At 59.4% G+C, this 25019-nt stretch carries 19 protein-coding genes; 8 read left to right on the forward strand and 11 right to left on the reverse strand.

What is annotated here, in order from left to right:
* The first annotated feature begins 11 nt into the window (after window positions 1-11).
* From hisB to hisIE, 5 genes are all read left to right on the forward strand, one after another.
* Complete coding sequence (gene hisB, locus I6L35_RS16855; protein WP_216978820.1) at window positions 12-1142, forward strand: bifunctional histidinol-phosphatase/imidazoleglycerol-phosphate dehydratase HisB; 1131 nt, start codon at window positions 12-14, stop codon at window positions 1140-1142.
* On the forward strand, window positions 1142-1771 hold the full coding sequence (gene hisH / locus I6L35_RS16860) for an imidazole glycerol phosphate synthase subunit HisH (protein ID WP_216978821.1): 630 nt from the start codon (window positions 1142-1144) through the stop codon (window positions 1769-1771). The genes hisB and hisH overlap by 1 nt, the downstream gene beginning before the upstream one ends.
* A gap of 5 nt (window positions 1772-1776) precedes the next feature.
* The gene (gene hisA, locus I6L35_RS16865) at window positions 1777-2538 is read left to right on the forward strand and encodes a 1-(5-phosphoribosyl)-5-[(5-phosphoribosylamino)methylideneamino]imidazole-4-carboxamide isomerase (RefSeq protein ID WP_216978822.1); all 762 of its coding nucleotides are present in this window, start codon (window positions 1777-1779) and stop codon (window positions 2536-2538) included.
* The gene (gene hisF, locus I6L35_RS16870) at window positions 2538-3311 is read left to right on the forward strand and encodes an imidazole glycerol phosphate synthase subunit HisF (protein WP_047440078.1); all 774 of its coding nucleotides are present in this window, start codon (window positions 2538-2540) and stop codon (window positions 3309-3311) included. Before hisA ends, hisF begins: the two co-directional genes overlap by 1 nt.
* A gap of 182 nt (window positions 3312-3493) precedes the next feature.
* On the forward strand, window positions 3494-4060 hold the full coding sequence (gene hisIE, locus I6L35_RS16875) for a bifunctional phosphoribosyl-AMP cyclohydrolase/phosphoribosyl-ATP diphosphatase HisIE (RefSeq protein WP_254204581.1): 567 nt from the start codon (window positions 3494-3496) through the stop codon (window positions 4058-4060).
* Window positions 4061-4094: 34 nt separating this feature from the next.
* Here hisIE and I6L35_RS16880 read toward each other — a convergent pair whose 3' ends face one another.
* Complete coding sequence (locus tag I6L35_RS16880; protein ID WP_216978823.1) at window positions 4095-5597, reverse strand: P-loop NTPase fold protein; 1503 nt, start codon at window positions 5595-5597, stop codon at window positions 4095-4097.
* 359 nt (window positions 5598-5956) lie between these two features.
* Here I6L35_RS16880 and I6L35_RS16885 point away from each other — a divergent pair, with 359 nt between their 5' ends.
* Window positions 5957-7246, forward strand: coding sequence for a diguanylate cyclase (locus I6L35_RS16885; RefSeq protein ID WP_216978824.1), 1290 nt, complete (start codon window positions 5957-5959; stop codon window positions 7244-7246).
* A gap of 75 nt (window positions 7247-7321) precedes the next feature.
* Here I6L35_RS16885 and I6L35_RS16890 read toward each other — a convergent pair whose 3' ends face one another.
* Window positions 7322-8944, reverse strand: coding sequence for an acyl-CoA synthetase (locus tag I6L35_RS16890; RefSeq protein ID WP_216978825.1), 1623 nt, complete (start codon window positions 8942-8944; stop codon window positions 7322-7324).
* Window positions 8945-9611: 667 nt separating this feature from the next.
* Here I6L35_RS16890 and I6L35_RS16895 point away from each other — a divergent pair.
* Window positions 9612-11138, forward strand: coding sequence for a YfcC family protein (locus tag I6L35_RS16895; protein ID WP_216978826.1), 1527 nt, complete (start codon window positions 9612-9614; stop codon window positions 11136-11138).
* A 62-nt stretch (window positions 11139-11200) separates the two neighbouring features.
* Here I6L35_RS16895 and I6L35_RS16900 read toward each other — a convergent pair whose 3' ends face one another.
* Window positions 11201-11389, reverse strand: a complete 189-nt coding sequence (locus I6L35_RS16900; RefSeq protein WP_159158888.1) for a hypothetical protein — start codon at window positions 11387-11389, stop codon at window positions 11201-11203.
* Window positions 11390-11892: 503 nt separating this feature from the next.
* Between I6L35_RS16900 and I6L35_RS16905 the strand changes: the two genes are divergently transcribed.
* The gene (locus I6L35_RS16905) at window positions 11893-12432 is read left to right on the forward strand and encodes a glycine zipper 2TM domain-containing protein (RefSeq protein ID WP_031227576.1); all 540 of its coding nucleotides are present in this window, start codon (window positions 11893-11895) and stop codon (window positions 12430-12432) included.
* Between the two features lie 114 nt (window positions 12433-12546).
* Here I6L35_RS16905 and xdhC read toward each other — a convergent pair whose 3' ends face one another.
* From xdhC to ygfM, 8 genes are all read right to left on the reverse strand, one after another.
* The gene (gene xdhC / locus I6L35_RS16910; protein ID WP_058056839.1) at window positions 12547-13032 is read right to left on the reverse strand and encodes a xanthine dehydrogenase iron sulfur-binding subunit XdhC; all 486 of its coding nucleotides are present in this window, start codon (window positions 13030-13032) and stop codon (window positions 12547-12549) included.
* Complete coding sequence (xdhB, locus tag I6L35_RS16915) at window positions 13029-13907, reverse strand: xanthine dehydrogenase FAD-binding subunit XdhB (RefSeq protein WP_216978827.1); 879 nt, start codon at window positions 13905-13907, stop codon at window positions 13029-13031. Before xdhB ends, xdhC begins: the two co-directional genes overlap by 4 nt.
* Window positions 13900-16218 carry a xanthine dehydrogenase molybdenum-binding subunit XdhA gene (gene xdhA, locus I6L35_RS16920; RefSeq protein ID WP_216978828.1) on the reverse strand — a complete coding sequence of 773 codons (2319 nt, stop codon included), beginning with the start codon at window positions 16216-16218 and terminating at the stop codon, window positions 13900-13902. The genes xdhB and xdhA overlap by 8 nt, the downstream gene beginning before the upstream one ends.
* A gap of 384 nt (window positions 16219-16602) precedes the next feature.
* Window positions 16603-17904: an NCS2 family permease gene (locus I6L35_RS16925; protein WP_254203418.1), complete on the reverse strand. Its 1302-nt coding sequence runs from the start codon at window positions 17902-17904 to the stop codon at window positions 16603-16605.
* Window positions 17905-18300: 396 nt separating this feature from the next.
* The gene (guaD, locus tag I6L35_RS16930) at window positions 18301-19617 is read right to left on the reverse strand and encodes a guanine deaminase (RefSeq protein WP_216978829.1); all 1317 of its coding nucleotides are present in this window, start codon (window positions 19615-19617) and stop codon (window positions 18301-18303) included.
* Window positions 19618-19668: 51 nt separating this feature from the next.
* A complete protein-coding gene (locus I6L35_RS16935) occupies window positions 19669-21192 on the reverse strand; it encodes a nucleobase:cation symporter-2 family protein (RefSeq protein WP_216978830.1) in 1524 nt (507 codons plus the stop codon).
* Between the two features lie 95 nt (window positions 21193-21287).
* Window positions 21288-24185 (reverse strand): molybdopterin-dependent oxidoreductase Mo/Fe-S-binding subunit, encoded by a 2898-nt coding sequence (locus tag I6L35_RS16940; protein WP_216978831.1) that lies wholly within the window; start codon window positions 24183-24185, stop codon window positions 21288-21290.
* On the reverse strand, window positions 24182-24958 hold the full coding sequence (gene ygfM, locus I6L35_RS16945) for a molybdopterin-dependent oxidoreductase FAD-binding subunit (RefSeq protein WP_204383217.1): 777 nt from the start codon (window positions 24956-24958) through the stop codon (window positions 24182-24184). The genes I6L35_RS16940 and ygfM overlap by 4 nt, the downstream gene beginning before the upstream one ends.
* Window positions 24959-25019 lie beyond the last annotated feature (61 nt).

A 25019-nucleotide genomic window follows, 5' to 3' on the forward strand; every position in this document is an offset into this window, starting at 1 on the left:
AGGATGTAGCGATGAAGACCCCGTTTTTGTTTATCGACCGCGACGGCACCCTGATTGAAGAGCCGGTGACCGACAAGCAGGTGGACAGCCTCGCCAAGCTGCGCTTCGAGCCCATGGTGATCCCGGTGCTGCGCGAGCTGCAGGCCGCCGGTTACGTGCTGGTGATGGTGACCAACCAGGATGGGCTGGGCACCGCCAGCCTGCCGCTGGAGAACTTCCAGCCGCCCCACGATCTGATGATGCACCTGTTCGAATCGCAAGGAGTGAGCTGGGAGCAGGTGCTGATCTGCCCCCACTTCCCCACCGACGGCTGCAACTGCCGCAAGCCCCACCTCGGCCTGGTGAAGGAGTATCTCGCCTCGGGTCGCATCGACTTTGCCAACTCCTTCGTGATTGGTGACAGACAGACCGATCTGCAACTTGCCGAGAACATGGGCATTCGCGGTATTCGCTACCACCCGCAAGATCACAATTGGCTCGCCATCCGTGATCAGCTGCTCTCCAAGGGGCGTACCGCCTCGGTGGAGCGCTACACCAAGGAGACCCGCATCCAGGTGGCGGTTGATTTGGACAAGAGCGGCGGCAACCAGATTGAAACCGGCATCGGCTTCTTTGATCACATGTTGGATCAGATAGCGACCCACGCCGGCTTCAGGCTCAAGCTCAAGGTGAGCGGCGATCTGCACATCGACGATCACCACACGGTGGAAGATGTAGGACTCGCGCTAGGTCAAGCCCTGCGCCAGGCCCTTGGCAACAAGCGCGGCATCGGCCGCTTCGGCTTCGTGCTGGCGATGGACGAGGTACAGGCGGTGATCGATGGCCGCCCTCGTGCGGATGAAGAGACCCCGCTCACCGAGCAGGAGGTGGCCACCGCGCTGGATTTGAGCGGCCGCCCCTACTTTGTGTTCGACTGCCCGAGCGGTTTTGGCCGCGACAATGTGGGCGAGATGGCCACCGAGATGGTGCCCCACTTCTTCCGCTCACTTTCTGATGCCATGGCCATCACCTTGCAGATGAAGGTAGGCAGCGGCAACACCCACCATCAGGTGGAGGCGCTGTTCAAGGGCTTTGGCCGTGCCCTGCGCCAGGCCATTCGGGTGGAAGGGAGCGAACTCCCCTCCAGCAAGGGGGTGTTGTGATGGATGTGAGCAAGCAGAAGCTGGTTATTATCGACACGGGGTGTGCCAATCTGGCGTCGGTCAGGATGGCGTTCGAGCGCCTCGGCGCGGCGCCTCGGGTCTCCCGCGAGGCTGCCGACATCGAAGCGGCTGACAAGCTGATCCTGCCCGGCGTCGGCACCGCCGTGGCCGCCATGAAGAACCTCAACGAGCGCAATCTGGTGCCGCTCATTCGCACCGCCAAACAGCCGCTGCTGGGCTTTTGCCTCGGCATGCAGATGCTGGCGGAGGCCTCCGAAGAGAGCATGAGTGCCGATGGCAGTGAAGGCGATCTCATCGACTGTCTCGGCATAGTGCCGGGCAAGATCCGGTTGATGGAAGTCGGCAATCTGCGCCTGCCCCATATGGGCTGGAATCAGGTGGAGCACGACGAGAGCCACCCGCTGCTCAAGGGCATTCCAAGCGGCAGCTACTTCTACTTCGTCCACTCCTACGCCCTGGAGGTGACCGACGCCACCATCGCCACCTGCGACTACGGCCAGCCGTTTACCGCCATCGTCGGTCGTGACAACTTCTTTGGCGCCCAATTCCACCCGGAGCGCTCCGGCGCTGCCGGTGCCCGCCTACTGCAAAACTTTCTGGAGCTTTAACAAGGATGATTATCCCAGCCATTGATCTGATTAACGGCCAAGTCGTGAGGCTCTATCAGGGCGACTACGGCCAGAAGACCGCCTACAGCGACAGCCCGCAGGCCCGCTTCGATGAATATGTCTCCCAGGGAGCGGTGCAGCTGCACCTGGTGGATCTGGACGGTGCCAAGGATGCCAGGGCGCGCCAGCTCCCCCTCATCGCCCAGCTGCTGTCGGCCACCGAGGCGCCGGTGCAGGTAGGGGGTGGCGTGCGCAGCGAGCAGGATGTGGCGGATCTGCTGGCCGCCGGCGCCAGCCGGGTGGTGATCGGCTCCACCGCCGTCAAATCGCCGGATCTGGTGGCCAGCTGGATGGAGAAATATGGCCCCGAGCGCATCGTGCTGGCGCTGGACGTCAATATCGACGCCCAGGGCAATCGCCATATCGCGGTAGCCGGCTGGCAGGAGAATAGCGGGGTAACCATAGAGGCACTGATCGAGCGCTTCCTCCCCGCCGGACTCAAGCACGTGCTCTGTACCGACATCAGCCGTGACGGCACCCTGGCCGGTACCAACGTCGAGCTCTACCGGGATCTCTGTGCCCGCTACCCGAGCGTCGGTTTCCAGGCCTCCGGCGGCATTGGCGGCATCGAGGATATCGAGGCGCTCAAGGGCTCAGGGGTCAAGGGGATCATCCTCGGTCGCGCCCTGCTGGAGGGCAAATTCTCGGTAGGTGACGCCATCGCCTGCTGGCAAGCCCCCGCAGCCGATACCACAGGAGGCAACTGATGCTGGCAAGACGCATTATCCCCTGCCTTGACGTGAAAGATGGCGTGGTGGTCAAAGGGGTGCAATTTCGCAACCACGAGGTGATGGGCGGCATTGTCGAGCTGGCCCGCCGCTACGCCGAAGAGGGTGCTGACGAGCTGGTGTTCTATGACATCACCGCCTCCAGCGATGCGCGGGTAGTGGACAAGAGTTGGGTGAGCCGGGTGGCGGAGGTGATTGATATTCCCTTCTGCGTTGCCGGTGGCATCAAAAGCGTCGAAGACGCCCGCCAGATCCTGGAATTTGGCGCCGACAAGGTCTCCATCAACTCTCCGGCGCTGGCCGATCCGACTCTGATCAGCCGACTGGCCGAGCGCTTTGGCGTACAGTGCGTGGTGGTGGGCATTGACTCCTACTTCGACGCCGACACGGGCCACTATCAGGTCAAACAGTTTACCGGTGACGAGAGCCGCACCCGCACCACCGCCTGGCACACCCTCGACTGGGTGCAGGAGGTGCAAAAGCGCGGCGCAGGTGAAATCGTGCTGAACGTGATGAATCAGGACGGCATGCGCCAAGGTTATGATCTCGACCAGCTCAAGCTGGTGCGAAGCGTCTGCAAGGTGCCGCTGATCGCCTCCGGCGGCGCCGGTGCCATGGCGCACTTTCGCGATGCCTTCACCCTCGCCGATGTGGATGGGGCGCTGGCCGCCTCTGTGTTCCACAAGGGCCTTATCCCCATTCCCGAATTGAAACGCTGGCTGAAAAACGAAGGAGTCGCCATCCGTGAATAACTTCTCAGACAACACACAAACAACCGCCAGCGCGCGCCCCCTTGCCGAGCAGCTCGACTGGGAAAAGTGTAAATGCGCCATGATCCCCCGCCCAGAGTGCCGGTCTGATAATAGAGGAGCCGATACCCGTGCATAATTCCAACTTATTAATTGAACAGCTCGACTGGGAAAAATGCGATGGCATGATCCCCGCCATCGTCCAGCACGCCGCCAGCGGCGAGGTGTTGATGCAGGGCTTTATGACCCGTGAAGCGCTGGAAAAGACCCAGAGCAGCGGTCAGGTCACCTTCTTTAGCCGCAGCAAACAGCGACTCTGGACCAAGGGTGAAAGCTCGGGCAATGTGCTCAAGCTCGTGGCTATCAGCACCGACTGCGATCAGGATTCCCTGCTGATCGCCGCCAACCCCGTCGGCCCCACCTGCCACAAAGGGACAACCTCCTGCTTCCATGGTCACCCGCTGCCACCGCTCGGTTTTCTGGCAGAGCTGGAGCAGGTGCTGGCCGCCCGCAAAGGGGCCGATCCGGCCACCAGCTACACCGCCAGCCTCTATGGCAAAGGCACCAAGCGCATCGCCCAGAAGGTCGGTGAGGAAGGTGTCGAAGTGGCGCTGGCCGCCATGGCCAAGGATCGGGAGGAGCTCATCAACGAATCCGCCGATCTGCTCTACCACCTGACCGTGCTGCTGCAAAACGAAGGGCTGGGATTACAGGATGTCGTTCAGCGGCTTTATAAGCGGCACAATAAATAATTATTTGATTCCTCTGTATTTCCATACAGAGGAATCATTTTAATAATGTAGAGAACTCAACCAAATCCATATAGTCAGATTTTGCTTTTCCTGCGTCATAAATTGCACACTTGAAATATGTTTCATCACAATCAGGTTGATTACCGCCATGTACATAGCGTCCAGATATTGTGCTTCCATCTTTCATGGAAAAATATTCCTTTGCAACTGATTCATTTCCCTGCAAAGCTAAATCAACATGCTTTAAATATTCTAAAAGTCCATCACATGTAAATTTAATCAAGCGGCCTTTATGCGAGCTTTCAAAGCCATAAAAAATCACTGATATTTTGTCAGACTTTGACAACCAACTGATCTTATCAGCTCGTTTATGCTCTGGCGTCATTTTGTTGGGAGAGAACACCAAACTAGTATTTTTTATACTGATATATGTATCATTGTCAAACTCATGTGCCATCAATATTGCTGACACATACAAAATGTCAATCTTCCAACTACTGACACTACTAATTGTTGCAACCAATCTATCTAAAAACAATTCCACTTCCCTTGCTGGTAAAGAAAAGGAAGATACAACATAGGATAAAATTTTTGTCAGGTCATCAATGTCGGATAAGTGCTGGATTGCTTTTTCTTTAAAAAGTTCAAAACTATTTAATAGTATTGGTTTCATAAACTTTTCAATAGGCATTTGCTTTAAATGAAAGCGCCTTTTAAAAAACCTTCTCAAATAAGCTTTTGCATCAAACCCATCCCCATAAATTACTTTGATAGCATGCTGCAACTGCTCGGTATCTGTTGCCAACACAAATACCACCCTGGGAATATCAAAAATATGCTTGATAGTCTCCAGCATTTCCACAGCATAGGAAGGACGACAGCGATCCAGCTCATCAATCAGAATAAAGGCGGGATAATCCAATCGACCTTGGCCATCCAATTGGTCTAAGTTTGCTGAAACCGCAGCTTCAACCCATTGCCGAATTTCTTGTTTAAGATACTGGATAGATTCATAACGCTCTTTGTGATTGCTGCAAAGTGTATCAACCAGCTTATCTGCGTCTTCGCCTTCCACAGAAAAATCACCATCTTCAAGTCCAGCTTTTTTAATAGCAGACTTGAGCACCAATTTTCCGCCCAGCTTGAGCAAACCCAATAGCTTGGGCTTGATGCCATCAGGTATGGAAACCTTATTTCCTGTTGCATCTTTCAATTGATCGATAATCGACGAAATCACCGTCAATAAGGGATCATCGGAAAAGTCCTGCTGCCAGGCATCGATATAGACGGTGGGATAGTGCGCTTTCAGCTCCATATACCAGCGCTTGATAAACCAGGTTTTTCCCGCCCCCCACTCGGCATTAAGGTTGAGCACATAGTTGCGCTGCTTGCCTTCGGCGGCGAGGTAGTTGGTCAGAAACTCGGCATAGCGGGCACGTTCCAGCCGATCGGCACTCAAGATCTCTTCGCAACCCGCAATGGCCCCCGGCCCGTCCCACTGAACTGCGTCATTCCAATTAAACGGTGCCACTACCATCTCGTATCTCTCCATATTGCGTTGCTGGAGATGATATCAGGGACACCGAGGAAATAGTTTGACTAAAGACCTGTTCGTTACCCTTTTTGCCACTCGGGGAGGTTTATTTAGCTGTTGTTCAACTTCTCTGTCGAGAGCCGATGATACGGGGTCGATACATGGTGGCAAGCTATCTCAACAACCATGGACTCAACTGATTTCCTTTGATTTGCTAAGAGGTTACAACCATGTGACATAACGCAGAACCTGCGGAAATAAATGAGAAATATGCCGTGAAGAGTGCTTAATTTAAAGCAGTTGATGCACGTTGGCCTCGTGTTCAGCCAACCCATCACAGCGACCCAAGGATGGCCAACTTCATGAAGGATGAACCCTTCTCCACCCGATTGCAGCACGAGCTGGATCACCTCAGATCCATCTTTAACGAGATGGGGGCTTACCTCTTTACCAAGGATCTGGATGGCCGTTATATCTATGCCAATCAGGCTGTGCTGGATCTCTTTGGTTGTACCCTGGCCGAACTGCAAGGCAAGGATGATCGCGCCTTTTTTGACCTCGACTTCTCGGAAGATCTGAGACGAAATGATCGTCAGGTGCTGGAGCAGCAGGTCGCCATCGCCCGGGAGGAGATCAACTACCTCAAACCCACGGGAGAGAAACGGGTCTACTGGAGCGTGAAAAAGCCGATGTACGACCGGGATGGCACGCTGATCGGTCTGTGCGGCATCTCCACCGATATCACGGAACACAAGCTGATTGAGGCCCGTATGGCCGAGCAGCATCAGTTGCTGGAGATCATCCTGGCCAACGTGGATGCCCATATCTATATGAAGGACAGCCAGCACCGCTTTCTCTACGTCAATCAGAAGGTGTGTGCCCTGCTCGGTTTACCCGCCGAACAGATCATCAACCGCAGCGATAATGAGCTGTTCTCCCCACACGGAGCAAACCAGCTGTGGCAGCTGGACAACCGGGTGTTCGAAACGGGTGAGCTGCAAGCCGGTGAAGAGTCACTGACCGATACCGAAGGCAAGCAACATTACTACTGGTCTGTCAAAGTCCCCTTCAAGCTGGCTGATGGTACCCCCACCCTGATCGGTATCTCCTCCGATATCACCGAGCTGCACCAGCTCAAGGAACAACTGCAATATCAATCGGTTCGTGACAGCCTCTCCGGACTTTATAACCGCCGTTTCTTCTTCGAGGTGTGCGAAAAGAACCTGAGTATGAACATGCGCCACCAGCTCACCTCGGTGCTGATAGTGCTGGATGTGGATCAGTTCAAATGCATCAACGATCGCTACGGTCACCCGCTGGGCGATCAGGCGCTGATCCATCTGGGCAGGGTGATGCAATCGGTGCTGCGCAGCGAAGATGTGCTGGCCCGCATCGGCGGTGACGAGTTTGCCATCTTGCTGCCCAACACCACCCTCTCGGCCGCCGCATCACTGGCCGAGCGACTGCGCCTGCAGGTGATGCAAAGCCCGCTTCCCCTGCCAGATGGAGATAAGCTGGTTATCACCATCAGCGCCGGGCTGGTGGAAAATAGCAAGGGGGAGCAGATGGAGAGCCTCTACGCGCGCGCCGATCAGATGCTCTATCAGGCCAAACAGAGCGGCCGCAACTGCGTTGCCTGCAAGGCTCCCTAGCCACACAATGGGAGGGCCCGCAGCCCTCTAGCTCCCTCCTATGAAAGTCTGTGCTGGCTCCTTACGAACAGGCCGCTACCCCAGCTGTTTGCGCAACACGAATTTTTGCACCTTGCCGGTCGAGGTTTTCGGCAGCGGGGTGAAGATGATGCGTTTAGGGGCCTTGAAGTGGGCCATCTGCTCCCGGCAAAAGGCGATCAGCTCCGCCTGGGTGGTCTCTCGCCCCTCTTTCAATTTCACGAAGGCGCAGGGCACCTCCCCCCACTTTTCATCGGGCATGGCGATCACCGCCGCTTCGTCCACATCGGGATGGCGATAGAGCACATCTTCCACCTCCAGACTGGAGATATTCTCCCCGCCGGAGATGATGATGTCCTTGGATCTGTCCTTGATCTCCACATAACCATCCGGGTGCCATACCGCCAGATCGCCACTGCGAAACCACCCCTCCGCCATCGCCTCGGCGCTGGCCGCCGGATTTTTGAGATAGCCCTTCATCACCACATTACCGCGCAGCACTATCTCCCCCATGGTTTTGCCATCTTTGGCCACCGGCTCGCCAGTGACCGGATTGATAACCCGCATCTCCCCCTGCAGAGGCGACGCAACACCCTGCCGTGCCTTGAGGCGGGAGAGCGCCGTGGCATCCTGCCCCTGCCAGCGTCTTTGCGGCTCGCACAACACGCAGGGGCCATAGGTTTCGGTGAGGCCATAGACGTGGGTCACGGCGATCCCCATCGCCTCCATCCCGGCGATCACGGTGGCGGGGGGCGCAGCGCCGGCGGTCATCACCTTGATGGGGAGATCCAGCCCCTGCTTGAGCGCCGGGCCGGCATTGTTGAGCATATTGAGCACGATGGGCGCTGCGCAAAAGTGACTCACCTTGTGCTCGTGCAGCGCCTCATAAATGGCGGCCGCCTGCACATGACGCAGACAGACGCTAACCCCGGCGGTGGCAGCCAGCGTCCAGGGGAAGCACCAGCCGTTGCAGTGAAACATCGGCAAGGTCCAGAGATAGACGGGGTGTTTGGGCAGCTCCCAGGAGAGCACGTTGTTGATGGCGTTGAGGTGGGCGCCGCGATGGTGATAGACCACGCCCTTGGGGTTGCCGGTGGTGCCGGAGGTGTAGTTAAGGGAGATCGCCTTCCACTCATCTTGTGGCAGCCAGCCGGGCTCATCGCCGTTACCAGTGGCAATAAAGGCCTCATAGGTCAGTTCACTGACAAGCGCCCCCTCCCGGTAGAGGGGATCGTCGATGGCGATGACCAGCGGTTGGCGCTCCAGCAGATCCAATGCCTTGCGCACCACGGCGCCGAACTCCCTGTCCACCAGCACCACCTTGCTCTGGGCATGCTGGAAGATAAAGGCCATCGACTCGGCATCGAGCCGGGTATTGATGGTGTTGAGCACGGCGCCGCTCATGGGCACCCCGAAGTGTGCTTCAAACATCGCCGGGATATTGGGCGCAACGATGGAGACGGTATCCCCCTCCCCGATACCGCTGAGCCGCAGGGCCGAGGCCAGCAGGCGGCAACGGCGGGCGGTCTCGCCCCAGCTCTGGCGCAGCGGGCCGTGGATCAGCGCCGGATAGTCGGGATAGACCCGCTCCGCCCGCCCCAAAAAGCTGATGGGGGTCAGGGCCTCAAAATTGGCGGCAGTTTTGGCAAGGTCGCGCTCATAGATGTTCTGCACTGTCATCGGGTTCCTTCCTCACAAGTGGCACAAAACGGGCTATTTCGGGATCAATCAGAGATCAGCAAGCGACATGGGCATCCTGCCCGTCACTGGTCTCTTATGGGGATGACAGCCTAACAGTGAGCCTGCGGCGGCAGGTATTAGCAAAACGTCTTAGACAGGGGCAGCCTGCTGCCAACAGAGGCCCCCTGTTTTCGTTGCAAAAAAATATTTCATTACGGGAAAGCGTGCCATTTTTTTCACAGGCTGTTTTTGGCGAATAACGAAAGATGACGATAATGGAATATTATTCCGTCAAAACTGCTTTATATGTCATTTCATTCATCTCGGCACGCACTATTTTCATGACCTTTATTTAAGGTAAACCGCATAAAACGAAAGCCGAAATAGTTATTGCATAATAACTTTTATTTCATATCAGCTGTTAAATCCATGGAAAATAAATTTTGTGAGCCATCCCATAAAGCGAGCATGGCACCATGTTCATTCAGCCACACACGGGTTACGGTTACAACGTGAAACAATCTACCGGATGTTCAATATCAGGCCAGATTTCTCGCCAATCACTACGCAATCCACAGTGAGTTTGCGTACCTTGGATGTATGACGCAGAAACCCTATCGACCCGATATTCCGCCGAGCCCAAACCTGCTTTATCAAGGAGCATTTTATGTGTGCCGTGCCGAATACCACACCACGCAGACAATTCCCTACTGCATTTACCATTCTGTTTCTTATTATGTTACTGGCCATTGCACTGACCTGGATAATTCCGGCGGGCGCCTATGCCAAGCTCTCTTATAATCCAGCCAGTGAAAGTCTGATGGTCAATAGCCCACAGGGGGAAATAAGCCGACTTCCCGCAACCCAGGATGCCCTGGCAAAACTCAATATCAATATTGCGGTGGAGCAATTTACCAACGGCACCATCCGCAAGCCCATTGCCATTCCCGGCACCTATGCCCGATTGGAGCAAGCGCCCAAGGGGTTCGGTGACGTGGCGGTCAGCATGGTCAAGGGCACCATAGAGGGGGCGGATATCATTGTCTTCATCCTGGTACTGGGGGGACTGATCGGCGTCATCAACAAGACCGGCGCCTTCAATGCCGGGCTGGTCGCCCTCTCGCGCAAGACCCGGGGCAATGAGTTCCTGTTTGTGGCGCTGGTCTGCTTTGTGATGGCGTTGGGGGGCACCACCTGTGGGCTGGAAGAAGAGGCTGTCGCCTTCTACCCCATACTGGTGCCCATCTTTCTGGCGCTCGGCTATGACTCCATCGTCTGCGTAGGGGCCATCTTCCTCGCCGCCTCCATGGGAACCACCTTCTCCACCATCAATCCCTTCTCGGTGGTGATCGCCTCCAATGCCGCCGGCATTCCCTTTACCGAGGGGCTGATCTTTCGCGCCATTGGCTGTCTGGTGGGCACCCTGGTGGTGATCGGTTATCTCTACTGGTACTGCAAGAAGATCAAGGCCAACCCTGCCTTCTCCTACACCTATGAGGACAGAGAGAGCTTTCGCGCCCGTTTTCTCAAAGAGGGCTCTATGGACGAAGGGGTGCCCTTCACCCTGCGCCGCAAGATCATTCTGACCCTGTTTATCCTCGCCTTCCCGCTGATGGTGTGGGGCGTCTCCATGGCCGGTTGGTGGTTTCCGCAGATGGCAGCCTCCTTCCTGACCATCGCCATCATCATCATTTTTATCTCGGGTCTCAAAGAGAAAGAGGCAGTCGAGGCCTTCACTCAGGGGGCGTCGGAGCTGGTGGCGGTCTCCCTCATCATCGGGCTGGCACGGGGGGTCAATCTGGTGCTGGATCAGGGGATGATCTCGGACACCATTCTGGCCTACGCCTCCGATCTGGTCTCCGGCATGCACGGCGCCGTGTTCGCGGTGGCGCAGATGCTGGTGTTCACCCTGCTGGGGCTGGTGGTGCCCTCCTCCTCCGGGCTCGCAGTGCTCTCCATGCCCATCATGGCGCCGCTGGCAGATACCGTGATGATCCCCCGCTATATCGTGGTGTCGGCCTACAACTGGGGCCAATACGCCATGCTGTTCCTGGCCCCCACCGGACTGGTGCTGGTCACCCTGCAGATGCTCGGCATCCAGTTCAACAAGTGGGTCAAGTTCGTGCTGCCCATGGTGGGCTTTGTGCTGGGATTTGGCGCCCTGATGCTGGTGGCGCAAGTGATGTTGGCCTGATGGGCCTGTGATACATGAGTGACAACACCCCGTGCCTGGCGCGGGGTGTTCTTTTGCCAACCTTAGTGGCGCATCCTCCCCTGCTGGCGGAAGCAGTAGAGTTTAAGGCTGATATCGGCGATATCGGCGGGAAGCTCCTCTCCCTGCTCGGCCAGGGGTCGGTAGAGGGATGAGAGCAGACGTTCGGCCTGCTGCACCGTGATGATGTTGGCCTGGATGGCCGGGGTGATCCAGCTGGGTAACATTGACATATCTCCCCCTCGTTGATCCGGTGATCTCGGGTGAACCTCTTTATTTCAGGTCTTACGCGGTTGTCTGCCGACCCGCTCACCCTCTGCTTCACCCAATCAAAGCAAAATGCTTGCCGTGATCTCTTATCGGCCAACATCTGATGGGGCTGGAGCCATTTATCAACCACTTGCGTGGCCATCTCAACGAACAGCTCGCCCGTTCAAGACCTCTCCCTTGACCTGCCCCCGTCAACGCCTTGCCACTCTGGCTTACGGCTCGCCGCCCGCCTTGCAAATTGCGACTCGAATTGCGCCTTATCACACAAGTAAAGCCCGCCATGCGCCGGAAACTGGTCACTTTTAGTCCGTTGTCGCCAAAGCCAGACACTTTTTCATGGTGGCTGTTTTTTGACCTTGCCAGCGCCTGTCGCAAGCCCATCCCCCTCGCCTTGTCCGGCCAGCCGGTTGTGACAAGATGACGCCAGATTGGAACAGCCCGTATGGGTATGCAGGAGAACAACAAGATGAACAGATCCATGATGGCAGGTATCGGTATTGGCATCGCCTCGGCCCTGGCGCTCTCGGCCGCGGCCAGCGGCTCCCTCTTTACACCCCAGCCCACCTTTGCCGAGGTGATCGCCAGCAAGCCGATCACCGAGAGCATCAAGACCCCGCGTCAGGAGTGTCGCAACGTCACCGTGACTCACCGCAAGCCGGTACAGGATGAGCACAAGATCCTCGGCACCGTGGTGGGCGCGGCGCTGGGGGGCGTGGTCGGCCACCAGTTTGGCGGCGGCAGCGGCAAGAAGGTGGCCACCGCTGCCGGAGCGGTCGCGGGGGGTTATGCCGGTAATCAGGTACAGGGCAATATGCAGGCGGGGGATACCTACACCACCACCGAGCAGCGCTGCAAAACCGTGCAGGATACGAGCGTCAACACCATTGGTTATGACGTGACCTATCGCCTCGCAGGTCAGGAGGGGGTGATCCGCATGAAGCAAGCCCCCGGCGCCACCATTCCGGTCAAGGATGGCAAATTGGTGATCGATCAGCCAAAAGTGTGATCTCTCCTGGCCCCACTCAGCAGCAGGCCCGTCTCTTTCGAGACGGGCCTGTGTTTTTGGGCGGCTTGTTTCCTTTTTCAAACAACAGCACTCAGGGTAATTACGCCCAGTCAGTTACCCCTTGCAGCACTTTTTCACCGCCCGCACCACGTTCTGATAGCCGGTGCAGCGGCAGAGGTTGCCCGACAGCCCGCGGCGGATCTCCGCATCGGTCAGCGGACGGCGTTCGGTCTTGTCGAGCAATGCCGCGCTCGCCATCACGAGGCCCGGGGTACAAAAACCGCACTGCACCGCCCCCTCGTCGATAAAGGCCTGCTGCACGTCGGAGAGCTCGTTACCTTTGCGTTCCCCCTCCACGGTACGAATGGATTTGCCATCGGCCCACACCGCCAGATAGAGGCAACTGTCGATAGCGGTGCCATTCACCCGCACGGTACAGGCGCCGCACTCACCGACACAGCACCCCTCTTTCACACTGATCAGCCCCTGCCCGCGCAGGAAGTGGAGCAGCGACATGGTGGGCGGCACTGCATAGGAGTAAGGCTTGCCGTTGATCTCGCACTGGATCTCCACGGCGGGACAGCTTTGCGGTTGCATCATAGGATCTTCCCTCCGGCACGTTCGACTGCGCAGGCGACCACCCGCTGCGCCAGGGTTTTGATAAGGTGCAGGCGAAACTCCTTCTCTGCCCGCCAGGAGGATCGTGGCGCCACATCGGCCACCACCGCCTCGGCAATCGCGGCCAGTGTGGCGCGAGTCAGCGGTTGCCCTTCGGCTGCCGCTTCCGCGTGAGGCGTGCGCACCGGGGTCGGGGCCGCCACCCCATAGGCCAGCCGCAGGCGCTTGAAGTGGCCATCCTCAATCTGGCAGTAGGCGGCGCAGCCGATGGTGGCGATATCCATGGCATCGCGCATGGCGTATTTGAAGTAGTGGGAGCCCACCTGGGGGTGCGAGTCCGGGGCAAAGTGGAATGCCACCAGAATTTCCGCCGGTTGCAGCGCAACCTTGCCTGGGCCGGTATGAAAACCGGCGATGGGGATGCGGCGTGTGCCGTTAGGACCAGCAATCTCAAGCTCGGCCTCCAGCGCGACGGTAGGCGCCGCCGAGTCAGCACTGGTGGCGCCGTTGCAAATATTGCCGCCATAGGTGGCGACGTTGCGGATCTGCGGGCCGGCGATGGTAGCGGCCGCCTCGGCCAACATTGGCAGGCGGCGCTGCACCAGTTCGTTTTCAATCAGCTCGGTAAAGGTGGTGCCGGAGCCGATACGGATCGATCCGTCCGGCAACTCGCTCACCCCTTTGAGTTCGGGCAAGTCGTGAATATCGACGATATGGCGATAGACGGCGTTGAGGTGATGAAGCTGGATCATCACATCGGTGCCACCGGCCAAGAGGCGCGCCTCGGGGTCGGCCTGGCGCAGGGCGACCGCCTCGGCCACGCTGTGCGCCTTGTAGTAACGGGCAATATCAAACATGGTGTTGCTTCTCCCCTGATCCCTCGCCAATCAAACCCGCCGCGACAAACTCCCGGAACAGGGTTTTGGGGGTGATGGGCAACTCGTTGATGGCGACCCCGGTCGCCATTCGAATGGCGTTACGGATTGCGGGGCCCGGCGAGATGATGGGCGGTTCCCCCAGTGATTTGTGGCCATAGACCGACTGGGGCTCGTAGGTCTGCACGAAGTCACATTCCAGCTCCGGCAAATCCAGCATGGTGGGGAACTTGTAGTCGAGCAGGTTGGGGTTGCGCACCACACCTGTCTTGGCGTCGATGATCATCTCCTCGAACAGGGACCAGCCAATCCCCATCCCCATGCCGCCGTGTACCTGCCCCTCCGCCAGCTGCGGATTGAGGATCTTGCCCGCATCGTGCAGGTTAATGATGCGATTGATGGTCACCTTGCAGAGATCGATATCGACGCTGAGATCGACAAAGGTACAGCCGAAACTGGGCGGGTTGGTGGTGGTCTTGTGGGAGACCTCGGAGGTGATCTGGCCGCCGATGGTGAGGTGGTAGTAGGCGTTGACCGACACCTCGGCGACGCTGATCAGCACCTTGTCCGGCGCACCGGCCAGCACCACGTAACCGTCGATCAGAGTCAATGACCCCACATCCTGATGGCAGAGTTGGGCCGCCAGCGACAAAATGCGGGCCCGCAACTGCAGCGCCGCCTGATGGATGGCGGGGGCCGCCACATAGCTCTGACGCGAGGCGAACGAGCCAGGATCATAGGCGGTGATGTCGGTATCCTGAGTCGAGATAACCCGGATCTGCTCAAACGGAATGCCCAATGTCTGGGCCGCCATCTGGGCAAAGACAGTGTCCGACCCCTGCCCTATCTCGGTGGCGCCGATCTGCAGATTGACGGTGCCATCCTGATTGAGCAGCATGCGGGCACCGGCGATCTCCACCCCCACCGGATAGGTGTTGGAGCCGTAGCTAAAGCACGCAACCCCGATGCCGCGCCGCACCCTAAGGTGAGGATCCTGCCCCAGACACTCGGCCTTGAGTCGATCCCACTGGAACTGCTCGCCCCCCCGGCGCAGACACTCAGGCAACCCGGCGCTGTAGATGGTCTTCTGGTTGACCTGATTGACGTCCCCTTCCCGCGCCACGTTGGCGATCCGCACATCGAGCGGGTCTAACCCGAGTTCAGCGCAGGCATCGTCCAGCATGCACTCGAGGGCAAAGATCACCTGCGGCGCGCCGTAACCGCGCATGGCACCGGCGGTGGGCAGGTTGCTGTAGAAGGTTTTGGCGTCATAGCCAAAGGCGCTGCGCGGATAGAGGTAGCTGATCTTGTTGCCACCGGCGCTGGCGATGGAGTGGCCGTGAGAGGCATAGCCGCCGGTGTTGGAGAGCACGTCGAGCTGATAGCCCTTGAGGGTGCCGTCGCGGTTGAGGCCAATCTTGCCATCGATGGCAAAGCCGTGGCGGGTGCGGGAGGCAAAAAAACACTCCTCCCGGCTCAAGGTCACCTTGACCGGCACGCCGCCGAGTTTGTAGCTCAGAAACGCCGCCATCGGCTCTTCCAGCACATCCTGCTTGTTGCCAAAGCCGCCGCCCATATAGGGTTTGATCACCCGCACGCTCGACCAGGGCAGGCCGAGAGATTTGGCCACCCGGCTGCGCACTATCTGGGGGATCTGGGTACTGCTGACCACGATGATGTGGTCCGGCTGATCCATATAGGCGTAGCAGGTCACCGTCTCCAGATGGCAATGCTGTACCACCGGCGTCTGATAGTGCGCCTGGAACTGCAGATCCGCTGCTGCGATTGCCTGTTCCGGATCATTGGCGCGAAGCTGGCTTTGGCGCAGCAGGTTGCCACTCGGGTGAATGGGATAGGCATCGTCGGCCAGCGCGCTTTGGGCATCCGTCATCACCGGCAGCGGCTCGTAAGTCACCTTGACCAGGGCGGCAGCCTTCTCGGCCACCAGCGGATCCCGGGCCACCACGATGGCGACGCCATCGCCGAAGTGGCGTACATGGTCGGTGAGCAGACGGCGGTCTTTCACGTCCCGTTTCGCCTCATCGAGAGACCAGGCGTGACCGGCGGTGCGAAAACAGGTGGTGGGCACATCTTCATGGGTAAACACGGCTTCGACCCCGTGCAGGGCCAGCGCCTCGGTCGCGTCGATGGCAAGCACCTTGCCGTGGGCAATATTGCTGCGCACGTACTTGGCGTGGCGCATCCCGAGCATGATGTTGTCATCGGTATAGCGAGCGCTGCCGGTCACCTTGGCCTCGGCATCCACCCGCTTGAGCGGTAATCCTATGGACATATGCAAGTCCTTTTTCGAATGGAAAAATCTGGAACCGGCATAAAAAACAGCAAGATATGCGCCTGTTTCCCGCCATCGTCAGGAGAATGGGGAGAAGTGTGAAGGGGATCCCATCTAGCCCGCTTTTGTTGGCTCGCAGCGACAAGCCAAGCGTGGCCCCTTAGCAAACGTGGCCCGTCGGCGGTGAAAAAAGCGGCAGAGCGAGGAGAGCAAGGGTGGGAGCCTATCAATCTGGTAGGAGGATTTATCAAAATGGTATCGCGATGCCCCCCAACTGCGGAGACGGCCGAGGCGTGATAGCCTGCGTGGGCGGGCTGAGCGCCGCAAACATAAGCAGATATAAAAATGGGGCCGCCAGTGCGGCCCCAAACGGGCGGGTTATCCCTAAATAGCCCACCCCCCAGCATAAAAGAGTACCAGTGCCAGGGCGATGATCACGGTGCCGACGTTGAGCTTGTGCCACTCCTTCGAACAGATGCGGCCGATCACCAGCGAGCTGAAGCCAAGCATGATGCCGGTCACGATATTGCAGGTGAGCACGATAAAGACGGCGCACACCAACCCGGACATGGCACCGACCGAATCGTTGAAATCGAGCTTGGTGACATTGCTCAGCATCAAGAGCCCTACATACATCAGGGCTGGTGCGGTGGCATAGGCGGGCACCAGATAGGAGAGCGGCGAGAGGAACAGCATCAGAAGGAAAAGACCACCGACCACAGTCGCGGTGAGACCGGTTTTTCCCCCCGCCGCCGTGCCCGCTGCCGATTCGATATAGACGGCAGCCGGTGCCGCCCCCACAAGGCCGGAGAAGATGCTGCTGACCGAGTCGGCACTGAGCGCCTTGCCGCTGTTGATAATGTGACCCTCCTTATCGAGCAGGTTGGCCTGCCCCGCCACGGCGCGAATGGTGCCGGTGGCATCAAATACCGCGGTCATCACCAGCGCCAGCACGCTGGGCAACACCAGCGGCGAGAGGGCCCCCATGATATCCAGACTGAAGATGAGGGACTTGCCCTGATCGTCGGAGAGGCTCGGCAGAGCGAACAAGCCCTGATACTTCACCGCCGGATCGAAAATCAGGCCGAAGATGGAGATGGCGATAATCACCAGCAGGATCCCCCCCGGTACTCGCAGCTTCTCCAGCCCGAAGATCACCGCAAGGCCGATCAGGGACATGATGACCGGCATCGAGGTGAAGGCCCCCAGCGCCACCGGCAGCCCCTCAAGCGGGTTCTTGATCACCAGCCCCACCCCGTTGGCGGCGATAAGCAGCAGGAAGAGACCGATCCCGATGCCGGTGCCGTGGGCAATTCCCATCGGCAGGTTGTCGAGGATCCAGCTACGCACTCCGGTCACCGAGATGGCGGTAAAGAGTACCCCCATCAGGAAGACGGCGCCCAGCGCCACCGGAATGGGGATCTGCTGCCCCAGCACCAGACTGAATGCAGTAAACGCCGTGAGGGAAATAGCGCAACCGATGGCCATCGGCAGCTTGGCCCAGAGCCCCATCAAGAGCGAACCGAACCCCGCCACCAGACAGGTGGCGACAAACACGGCGCCGGGAGGAAAGCCCGCCTTGCCGAGCATGCTCGGCACCACGATCACCGAGTAGACCATGGCAAGGAAGGTGGTGAGGCCCGCCAGAACCTCCTGTCTGACATTGCTGCCCCGCTCGCTGATCATAAAGTAGCGATCAAGAGCCGTGAGCGGCTGTTGCTTTGCTGCGCTCTGGCTGGCGTCATCATCGGCCAGCTGTTCCACGCTGTTTGTCCTGCTGTTTGCTTGGGTCATACCCAACTCCTTCACACGCGCCTGAATGTTCCATGACGAAATGGCGACAGGATCTGCGGGTCTGCCGAGCGCCAGTCTGATGAGAAACAGGCGATGGCGGCAGAGGATGCGACAGACAGACCAGGGCAGGCAGCCTTGACTCAAACGTTTGCCTTGCTGGTCAAAAAAACCGGGCCATTTCACGTTCTATGCGGGGAGATCCCCTGTGGTGCGGCAAGACTGGCCTCCTGTTGGGTACGCCAGCCGCCGTATTCGTTGGGGCTGCGCCGCGGCAGCCCACTCCAGCCCCTACCCCCGTTCATGCACCAGCTGGCCATCCACATAGGTGCGGTAGATGGATCTGTCATCCCCCAGGGTCAGCAGCACAAAGAGCTTGTCGCGCAAGGTGGTGGAGTTGTCATAACGCAGCTGCTGCAGCGGGGTGGCGACCGGGTCGAGCACCACGAAATCCGCCTCCTTGCCCACCGCAAAGCTGCCGATCTTCTCGTCCAGCCCCAGCGAATGGGCGCCGCCCAAGGTCGCCAGATAGAAGGCCTGATAGGCCGAGAGCCGCTCGCCCTGCAACTGCATCACCTTGTAGGCCTCGTTGAGGGTCTGCAGCATGTTGAAGGTGGTGCCCGCGCCGATGTCGGTGCCCATCCCCACCTTCACCTGCTTGCGCCACGCCTTGTGCAGCTTGAAAAGACCACTGCCGAGATAAAGATTCGAGGTGGGGCAAAACGCGATGGTGGAGCCGGTCTCATTCAGGCAATCCCACTCCTGCTCTTCCAGATGGACGCAGTGGGCAAAGACGCAGTTGTGGCCGGTCAGGCCATGCTGGTGATAGACATCGAGATAGCCCTTGTGCGCCGGGAAGAGGGATTTGACCCAGGCGATCTCATCCTTGTTCTCGCACAGATGGGTGTGCAGATAGGTGGTGGGAAACTCTTCGCGCAGTCGCCGCGCCATCGCCAGCTGCTCGGGTGTCGAGGTGGGTGCAAATCGTGGTGTGATGGCATAGAGCAGTCGACCATTGCCGTGCCAGCGCTCGATAAGCTGCTTGCTCTGCACATAGCTGCTCTCGGCGGTATCGAGCAGATAATCGGGCGCATTGCGATCCATCATCACTTTGCCCGCGATCATCCGCATATTGATGCGGCTCGCCGCCTCGAACAGGGCGTCTACCGACTCGGGGTGCACTGTGCCGAACACCAGCGCCGTGGTGGTGCCGTTGCGCAGCAACTGCTTGATAAAGAAGGTGGACATCTCGCGGGCATACTCGAGATCGTTGTAGCGCCGCTCGGCCGGGAAGGTGTGGCGGTTGAGCCACTCCAGCAGCTGCTCGCCATAGGCCCCCACCATCTCGCTCTGGGGATAGTGAATGTGGGTATCGACAAAGCCCGGCACTATCATCTTGCCGCGATAATCGCGCACCCGCACCTCGGTCGGAATGCGATCCTTGCCCTCCTCCCACTCACCAAACCAGTCGATGCAACCGTTGCGAATGATCAGCAGGCCATCCTCGATAAGGCGCGCGTTGGACTCAATCTCCTCGGGCTGATCCACCACCCGGGTGATATCGAAGAAGCTGCCGCGTACCGCTTTGACAGAGTTGTCGTTTTTCATAACCGTTTCCCTGTTTTTCTTGTTCTGTTGACGTTTTTGCCGGTTTAACCGTCAGATCCGTTCCACTTGTGGCGCCACCGCCTGCCCGGGCACTGGCTCTGGTGAACCCTCCCCCTTGCTGGCCGATGACAGGCCCGCGCTGCGGGCGGTAAAGATCACATCCGGCTTGTCGCTCAGCTGGATCACTTCAACCGCCTCGGCATCCCTGACGGCCGCCTTGCGCTTGCGGCTTTGCGGCAACACCAGATTCATGATGATGGCGGTGATGCCGCCGGCGCAGATGGGGTTCTCCACCAGCATGTAGATACCCGCCGGCAGCACCTTGAAGACGTTCGGGTCATAGGAAACCCCGAGCCCAAGACCCAGCGAGGTGGCGACAATCAGAGTCTCCCGCCGATCGAAACCGTGGCTGATGATGATGCGACCACCGGCGATGGCGATCATCGAGAACATGATGACCATGGCGCCCCCCATCACAGGTGACGGTATGGTGGTAAAGAAGCGCCCCACCACCGGGAAGAGCCCCAGCAGCACCAGGATGACGGCGATAAACTTGCCCACATGGCGTGAGGCCACCCCGGTCATCTGGATGACGCCGTTGTTCTGGGCAAAGGTGGTGAGTGGCAAAGAGCCGAGGGCCGAGGCGATCACCGATACCAGACCGTCCGCCAGTACGCCGCCGGAGAGCCGTTTTTGAAACTCGGGGCCCTGAATATCCCGGTGGGAGACCATGGCGGTGGCGGTGATGTCCCCCACCGCCTCCAGCACGCTCAACAGATAGATGGTGCCCGCCAACATAAAGGCATGAAAGTCGAAGGAGAAGCCGTACTTGAACGGGATCGGCACCGTAATAAGCGGCAGGTTCTCAAGGGCGGAGAAATCCACCATGCCAAGCATCAGGGCAACCGCATAGCCCACCAGCAGGCCGATGGCAATGCCGCTCATCCGCAGCAGCGGGCTTCGGCTGCAATTGAAGGCGACGATGACGCAGAGCACCAAGAGCCCCAGCCCGATGTGCTCGTATTTGCCGAAAGTGCCGCTGCTCATGGCGGAGAAGCCGCCGCCAAAGTCGATGATCCCTACCTTGATAAGGCTCAGACCAATCATCAGCACCACTACCCCGCTCACGGTCGGGGTGATCACCCGCTTGAGGTAGGGCAGCACAAAGGAGGAGCCCATCACCAGAAAGGCACCGACGAAGGAGACCCCGAGCAGAGTCGAGACGATCAGCTCCTCGTGGATGCCATCTTTTTTCATGGCGCCGCCGAGCGCGATCATCACGGTGACGAAGGAGAAGTTGACCGACTGGATGGAGAGCAGCCCAGAACCGATGGGGCCATAACGGTTCACCTGCAACCAGGTGCCGATGCCGGAGGCGATCATCGCCATGGAGACCAGATAGGCGGTGATCTCGGTGGATAGGCCCAGGGCACCGCCGACGATCAGCGCCGGGGTCACCATGGGAACAAAAATCGCCAGCAGATGGGTCACTGCACCCATCAGGGTTTGATAAAACGGGGGTTTGTCTTCCAGCTCGTAAATGAGATCCGAGTGCTTGCGTGTTGTTTTAGACATCGTGTTTGTCCCATCACACAGAATGTAGGCGGAGTACTCATTCCGCCGTCAGGCGCTGGGGGCGAGCTGGCGCCCGCCCCTCACCTTTTCTTTTGTTATGCCGACACTTTTTGCTCCAGCTTGCCCAGTTCGCGCAGGATCTGCTCCGGCGTGAAGTGCCACTTGCGCAGCCAGACACCGCAGGCGTCATGGATGGCGGTGGCGATGGCGGGCGCCGCCCCGTTCACCCCGATCTCCGAGATGGACTTGGCGCCGTAAGGGCCGACCTTGTCGTCACTCGGCACCAGGAAGGCCCGGAAGTCGCGGGGAATGTCGCCAATCTTGGGCGCGCCATAGCTCTTCAGATCCCGGGTGAGCGGGATGCCCTTGCTGTCGTAGCAGATCTCCTCGGTCATGGTGTGGCCTATGGCCCGCATGGTCGCCCCGTAGATCTGGCCGAGGGCCAGCTCCGGGTTGATGGGGGTGCCGCAGTCGAGCAGGGCGTAGAACTTGTCGAGACGGATCTCGCCGGTTCTGACGTTGACCGCCACCTCGGCGAAGTTGGCCCCGTACGGGAAGGCAAGCTCCGAGGTGATGTAGCTGGCGGTGCCCACCAGAATGCCGAAGCCGGTACCGGTCTCGGCCTTGTGGGCCAGCTTGGCGAGGCTCACCTCCCCCTGCTTGCCGCGTACTATGCCCGGGTGAACCAGCTCTACGTCTTCGACCGGCTCGCCCAGCATGGCGGCGCCATGGAACAGGATCTTCGCCTTGAGGTTCTCGGCCGCCATCTTGGCCGCATTGCCGGAGAAGCAGGTACCGGACGAGGCGTAGGCCCCCTTGTCGAACAGGGCGTGGTCGGTGTCGCCAGAGATCACATGCACATCGCTGAGCGGGCAATGCAGCACCTCGGCAGTCAGCTTGGCCACCACGGTATCGAGGCCGGTGCCGATATCAGCGCCACCGGAGTGGACGATAAAGGTGCCGTCCGATTCCAGCTTGACCATGCAGTTGGCCTGATCGATATCCGGGATCCCCGATTTTTGCATGATGATGGCGACGCCACGGCCGATCCGCCAATCCCCGTCGGCGGGTTTGGGACTATCCCAGGCAATCAACTCGCGGCCCTGTTTGAGGATGGGTTCGAGGGCGCAGCTGGCCGCATGGGGCACCGAGGTAGGCATCTTGCCCTCGCCGATGGCACCCAGCACCTTGAGGATGTCCCCCTCGTGCACCCGGTTGTGCTCCACCATGTCGAGCTGATCGATGCCCAGTTTCTCGGCAAGCTCGGCAATGGCCATTGTCAGCGCGAAGTTGCCCTTGGGCGCGCCATAACCCTGATAGGCGCCGGTCGGGCAGATGTTGCTGTAGTAGGTGTTGACGGTAAAGCGCACGTTGTCGCACGGATAGAGCGGCAGGGAGAGCGCCGGGCCGTTGCTCGGCACCGTCAGAGAGTGGTTGCCGTAAGGGCCGGTGTTGGCGCGAAAATCCATCTCGATGGCGGTGATGGTGCCATCTTTCTTGGCCCCCACTTTCACCTTCACCTTGGCCACGTGGCGGGAGGTATTGCTGATGAACTCCTCTTCACGGGTGTAGCGGAAGGTGACCGGACGGCCGGTGACCTTGGTCGCCCAGGCGCACACCTCTTCCAGCAGGATATCCTGCTTGGAGCCAAAGCCGCCCCCTACCCGCTCCTTGATCACATGCACCTGGTGCTGCTTCATGCCGACGATGCGCGCCACCTGACGACGCACGTGCCACGGCACCTGAGTAGAGGCGTGAATGACCAGACGATCGCCATCCATGTAGGTGAAGCAGATGTGTGGCTCGGTCGGGCACTGCTGGGCCTGGGTCGATTCGTAGGTGCGCTCGACTATCTCGTCCGCCTCTGCAAAGCCTTTGGCCACGTCACCGATCTGGCCATGGACGCTGGCGGCTAGGTTCTCGTGCGGACGGGAACCGATGGGGAAGTTGATGATCATGTGCTCGTCGCCGCGACGCACCGAGCAGGCGTTCTGCTGCTCGAGATCCGCCGGCGCCCCGGCCATGTAGACGATGGGCTCGTCGTGCACCAGCGGCGCATTGGGGGCCATCGCCTCGTCAATGCTCATGACCGCCGACAACACCTGATACTCGACCTCGATGAGCTTGAGCGCAGCCAATGCGATGGCTTCGCTCTCGGCCACCACGGCAGCCACCCGGTCACCTACGTGACGCAGCTTGCGGCCAAACATGCGGCGATCCAGCGGTGACGGCTCGGGGGCACTCTGGCCACCCGGGGTGTAGTAAATATCCGGGCAGTTGAGGTGGGTGATGACGTGCACCACCCCCGGCATGGCTTCGGCGCGGCTCACGTCGAGTTTGGTGATCACCGCATGGGGATGGGGGCTGCGCAGCATCTTGATGACCAGCGCATCCTCGGTGACCCGATCCTCCACGTAGCAGGGCTTGGCCTGCACCATCTTGGCTGCGTCCACTTTCGGGCAGCTCTTGCCGATGTGGCGCAGGTCGTCACGAAACTCGGGGGCAATCTGGCACAGATAATCGGGATCCTTCATCCGTGAACTGGCAAGCTCGATGGCCTGATAGAACTGCTGGTAGCCGCCGTCCCGGTGAAACAGGCCCGAGAGCGCGTCGTCGATTTGATCACGGCTGGGTTCGGGATGGCGATCAAGCAGGTCGGTGACAATGAGCGCCGCAGCCGGATCGTTGTAGCCGGACTGCACCACGCCCACATCTACCATCGCCTGCTGTACCAGACTGAGCTGGTTCCAGCTGCCCAGCGACTCGGCGGTGCGCACCTCTGATCCATCCAGCTGGGCGGCGATCAGCAGGGAGGCGTTGATCACCTTGCCGTTGAAGAGAATGGCGTCGGAGCCAGCAAAGCCAAAGCCGTCGTCACTGTTGCGCACCGAGTGCATCCGGCACTGGTTGAACAGCACCCGCTGGGCATTCTCGCCAGCCGGGGTGATGACAGTGCGCAGGGCACCGTTCAGTGTGAAGTTGAGTTCCATCATGCCTGTACCTCCTGCTGCTGGCACTCGACCAGCAGATCCGCCACCACTACCCCGCTGATATAGCGCTTGTAGGTCACGCTGCCGCCGAGATCCTCGCGCGGTGCAACCAGCTCGCTCACGGCCGCCTCCAGCGCGGCATCGTGCAGGGAGCGGCGCTCCACATCACGCAGGCGCATCGGCTGCGGCGTAACGCCAGCAACGGCGACCCGCATCTCGCCAAGGGCATCGAGGGCCACAGCGGCGGTCATTACCGCCAGACCGTCGGCGTTACGGCTGATGCGGCGAGTGGCGCAGCGCAGCGCGGGCTCCGGCAGCACCACCCCCAGCACCAGCTCCTTGCGCTGGCCCGCCAGATAGGCATCGATGGGTTGCAGCTGGTTGTTCTCCAGCACTACCACGGCTTCAAGCACCAGCAGTACCGGCAACAGCGGGGAGTCCTGCTGCTGGCAGGCAATTTCGCCGCCAATGGTGGCCTGATTGCGCAGATGGCGGGAGTAGACAAACCCCAGCGCCTCGCACAGGGCGGCCGGGGTACGGGGGTCATCTTTGAGGGCTTGCAGGGTGACGGTGGCGCCGATGTGGAGTTGACCGTGCTGCTGCTCAATCTGGCCAAGTCCGAGCTTGTCCAGCGAGATGGCGACCTTCTTGTCGGTGCGAGTCGGAGCTGCGTTGAGCTTGCTGCCGCCCCCCATGTAGACGGCGTCGTTGCCAAAGCGGGCCTTGAGTTCCAAAGCCTGACCCAGTTGCTCGGGTCGGAAGAATTGCTCAATCATGTGTCGTCCTTACTCTTGCTGCCCGCCGCCGGGAAAATCCACAGGGCGGGCAATCCAGTCC

The organism is Aeromonas sp. FDAARGOS 1405, from assembly GCF_019048265.1.
GTDB lineage: Bacteria > Pseudomonadota > Gammaproteobacteria > Enterobacterales > Aeromonadaceae > Aeromonas > Aeromonas veronii_A.

Bases quoted from the DNA above. Each gene is read 5' to 3' on its own strand.
- hisB (WP_216978820.1), top strand. From the start codon at position 12: ATGAAGACCCCGTTTTTGTTTATCGACCGCGACGGCACCCTGATTGAA.
- I6L35_RS16925 (WP_254203418.1), bottom strand. From the start codon at position 17,904: ATGATCAGCGAGCGGGGCAGCAATGTCAGACAGGAGGTTCTGGCGGGC.
- I6L35_RS16890 (WP_216978825.1), bottom strand. From the start codon at position 8,944: ATGACAGTGCAGAACATCTATGAGCGCGACCTTGCCAAAACTGCCGCC.
- xdhC (WP_058056839.1), bottom strand. From the start codon at position 13,032: ATGATGCAACCGCAAAGCTGTCCCGCCGTGGAGATCCAGTGCGAGATC.
- I6L35_RS16935 (WP_216978830.1), bottom strand. From the start codon at position 21,192: ATGTCTAAAACAACACGCAAGCACTCGGATCTCATTTACGAGCTGGAA.
- I6L35_RS16900 (WP_159158888.1), bottom strand. From the start codon at position 11,389: ATGTCAATGTTACCCAGCTGGATCACCCCGGCCATCCAGGCCAACATC.
- I6L35_RS16940 (WP_216978831.1), bottom strand. From the start codon at position 24,185: ATGATGGAACTCAACTTCACACTGAACGGTGCCCTGCGCACTGTCATC.
- hisIE (WP_254204581.1), top strand. From the start codon at position 3,494: ATGATCCCCGCCATCGTCCAGCACGCCGCCAGCGGCGAGGTGTTGATG.
- hisF (WP_047440078.1), top strand. From the start codon at position 2,538: ATGCTGGCAAGACGCATTATCCCCTGCCTTGACGTGAAAGATGGCGTG.
- hisA (WP_216978822.1), top strand. From the start codon at position 1,777: ATGATTATCCCAGCCATTGATCTGATTAACGGCCAAGTCGTGAGGCTC.
- I6L35_RS16885 (WP_216978824.1), top strand. From the start codon at position 5,957: ATGAAGGATGAACCCTTCTCCACCCGATTGCAGCACGAGCTGGATCAC.
- xdhB (WP_216978827.1), bottom strand. From the start codon at position 13,907: ATGTTTGATATTGCCCGTTACTACAAGGCGCACAGCGTGGCCGAGGCG.
- I6L35_RS16880 (WP_216978823.1), bottom strand. From the start codon at position 5,597: ATGGTAGTGGCACCGTTTAATTGGAATGACGCAGTTCAGTGGGACGGG.
- I6L35_RS16905 (WP_031227576.1), top strand. From the start codon at position 11,893: ATGAACAGATCCATGATGGCAGGTATCGGTATTGGCATCGCCTCGGCC.
- xdhA (WP_216978828.1), bottom strand. From the start codon at position 16,218: ATGTCCATAGGATTACCGCTCAAGCGGGTGGATGCCGAGGCCAAGGTG.
- I6L35_RS16895 (WP_216978826.1), top strand. From the start codon at position 9,612: ATGTGTGCCGTGCCGAATACCACACCACGCAGACAATTCCCTACTGCA.
- ygfM (WP_204383217.1), bottom strand. From the start codon at position 24,958: ATGATTGAGCAATTCTTCCGACCCGAGCAACTGGGTCAGGCTTTGGAA.
- guaD (WP_216978829.1), bottom strand. From the start codon at position 19,617: ATGAAAAACGACAACTCTGTCAAAGCGGTACGCGGCAGCTTCTTCGAT.
- hisH (WP_216978821.1), top strand. From the start codon at position 1,142: ATGGATGTGAGCAAGCAGAAGCTGGTTATTATCGACACGGGGTGTGCC.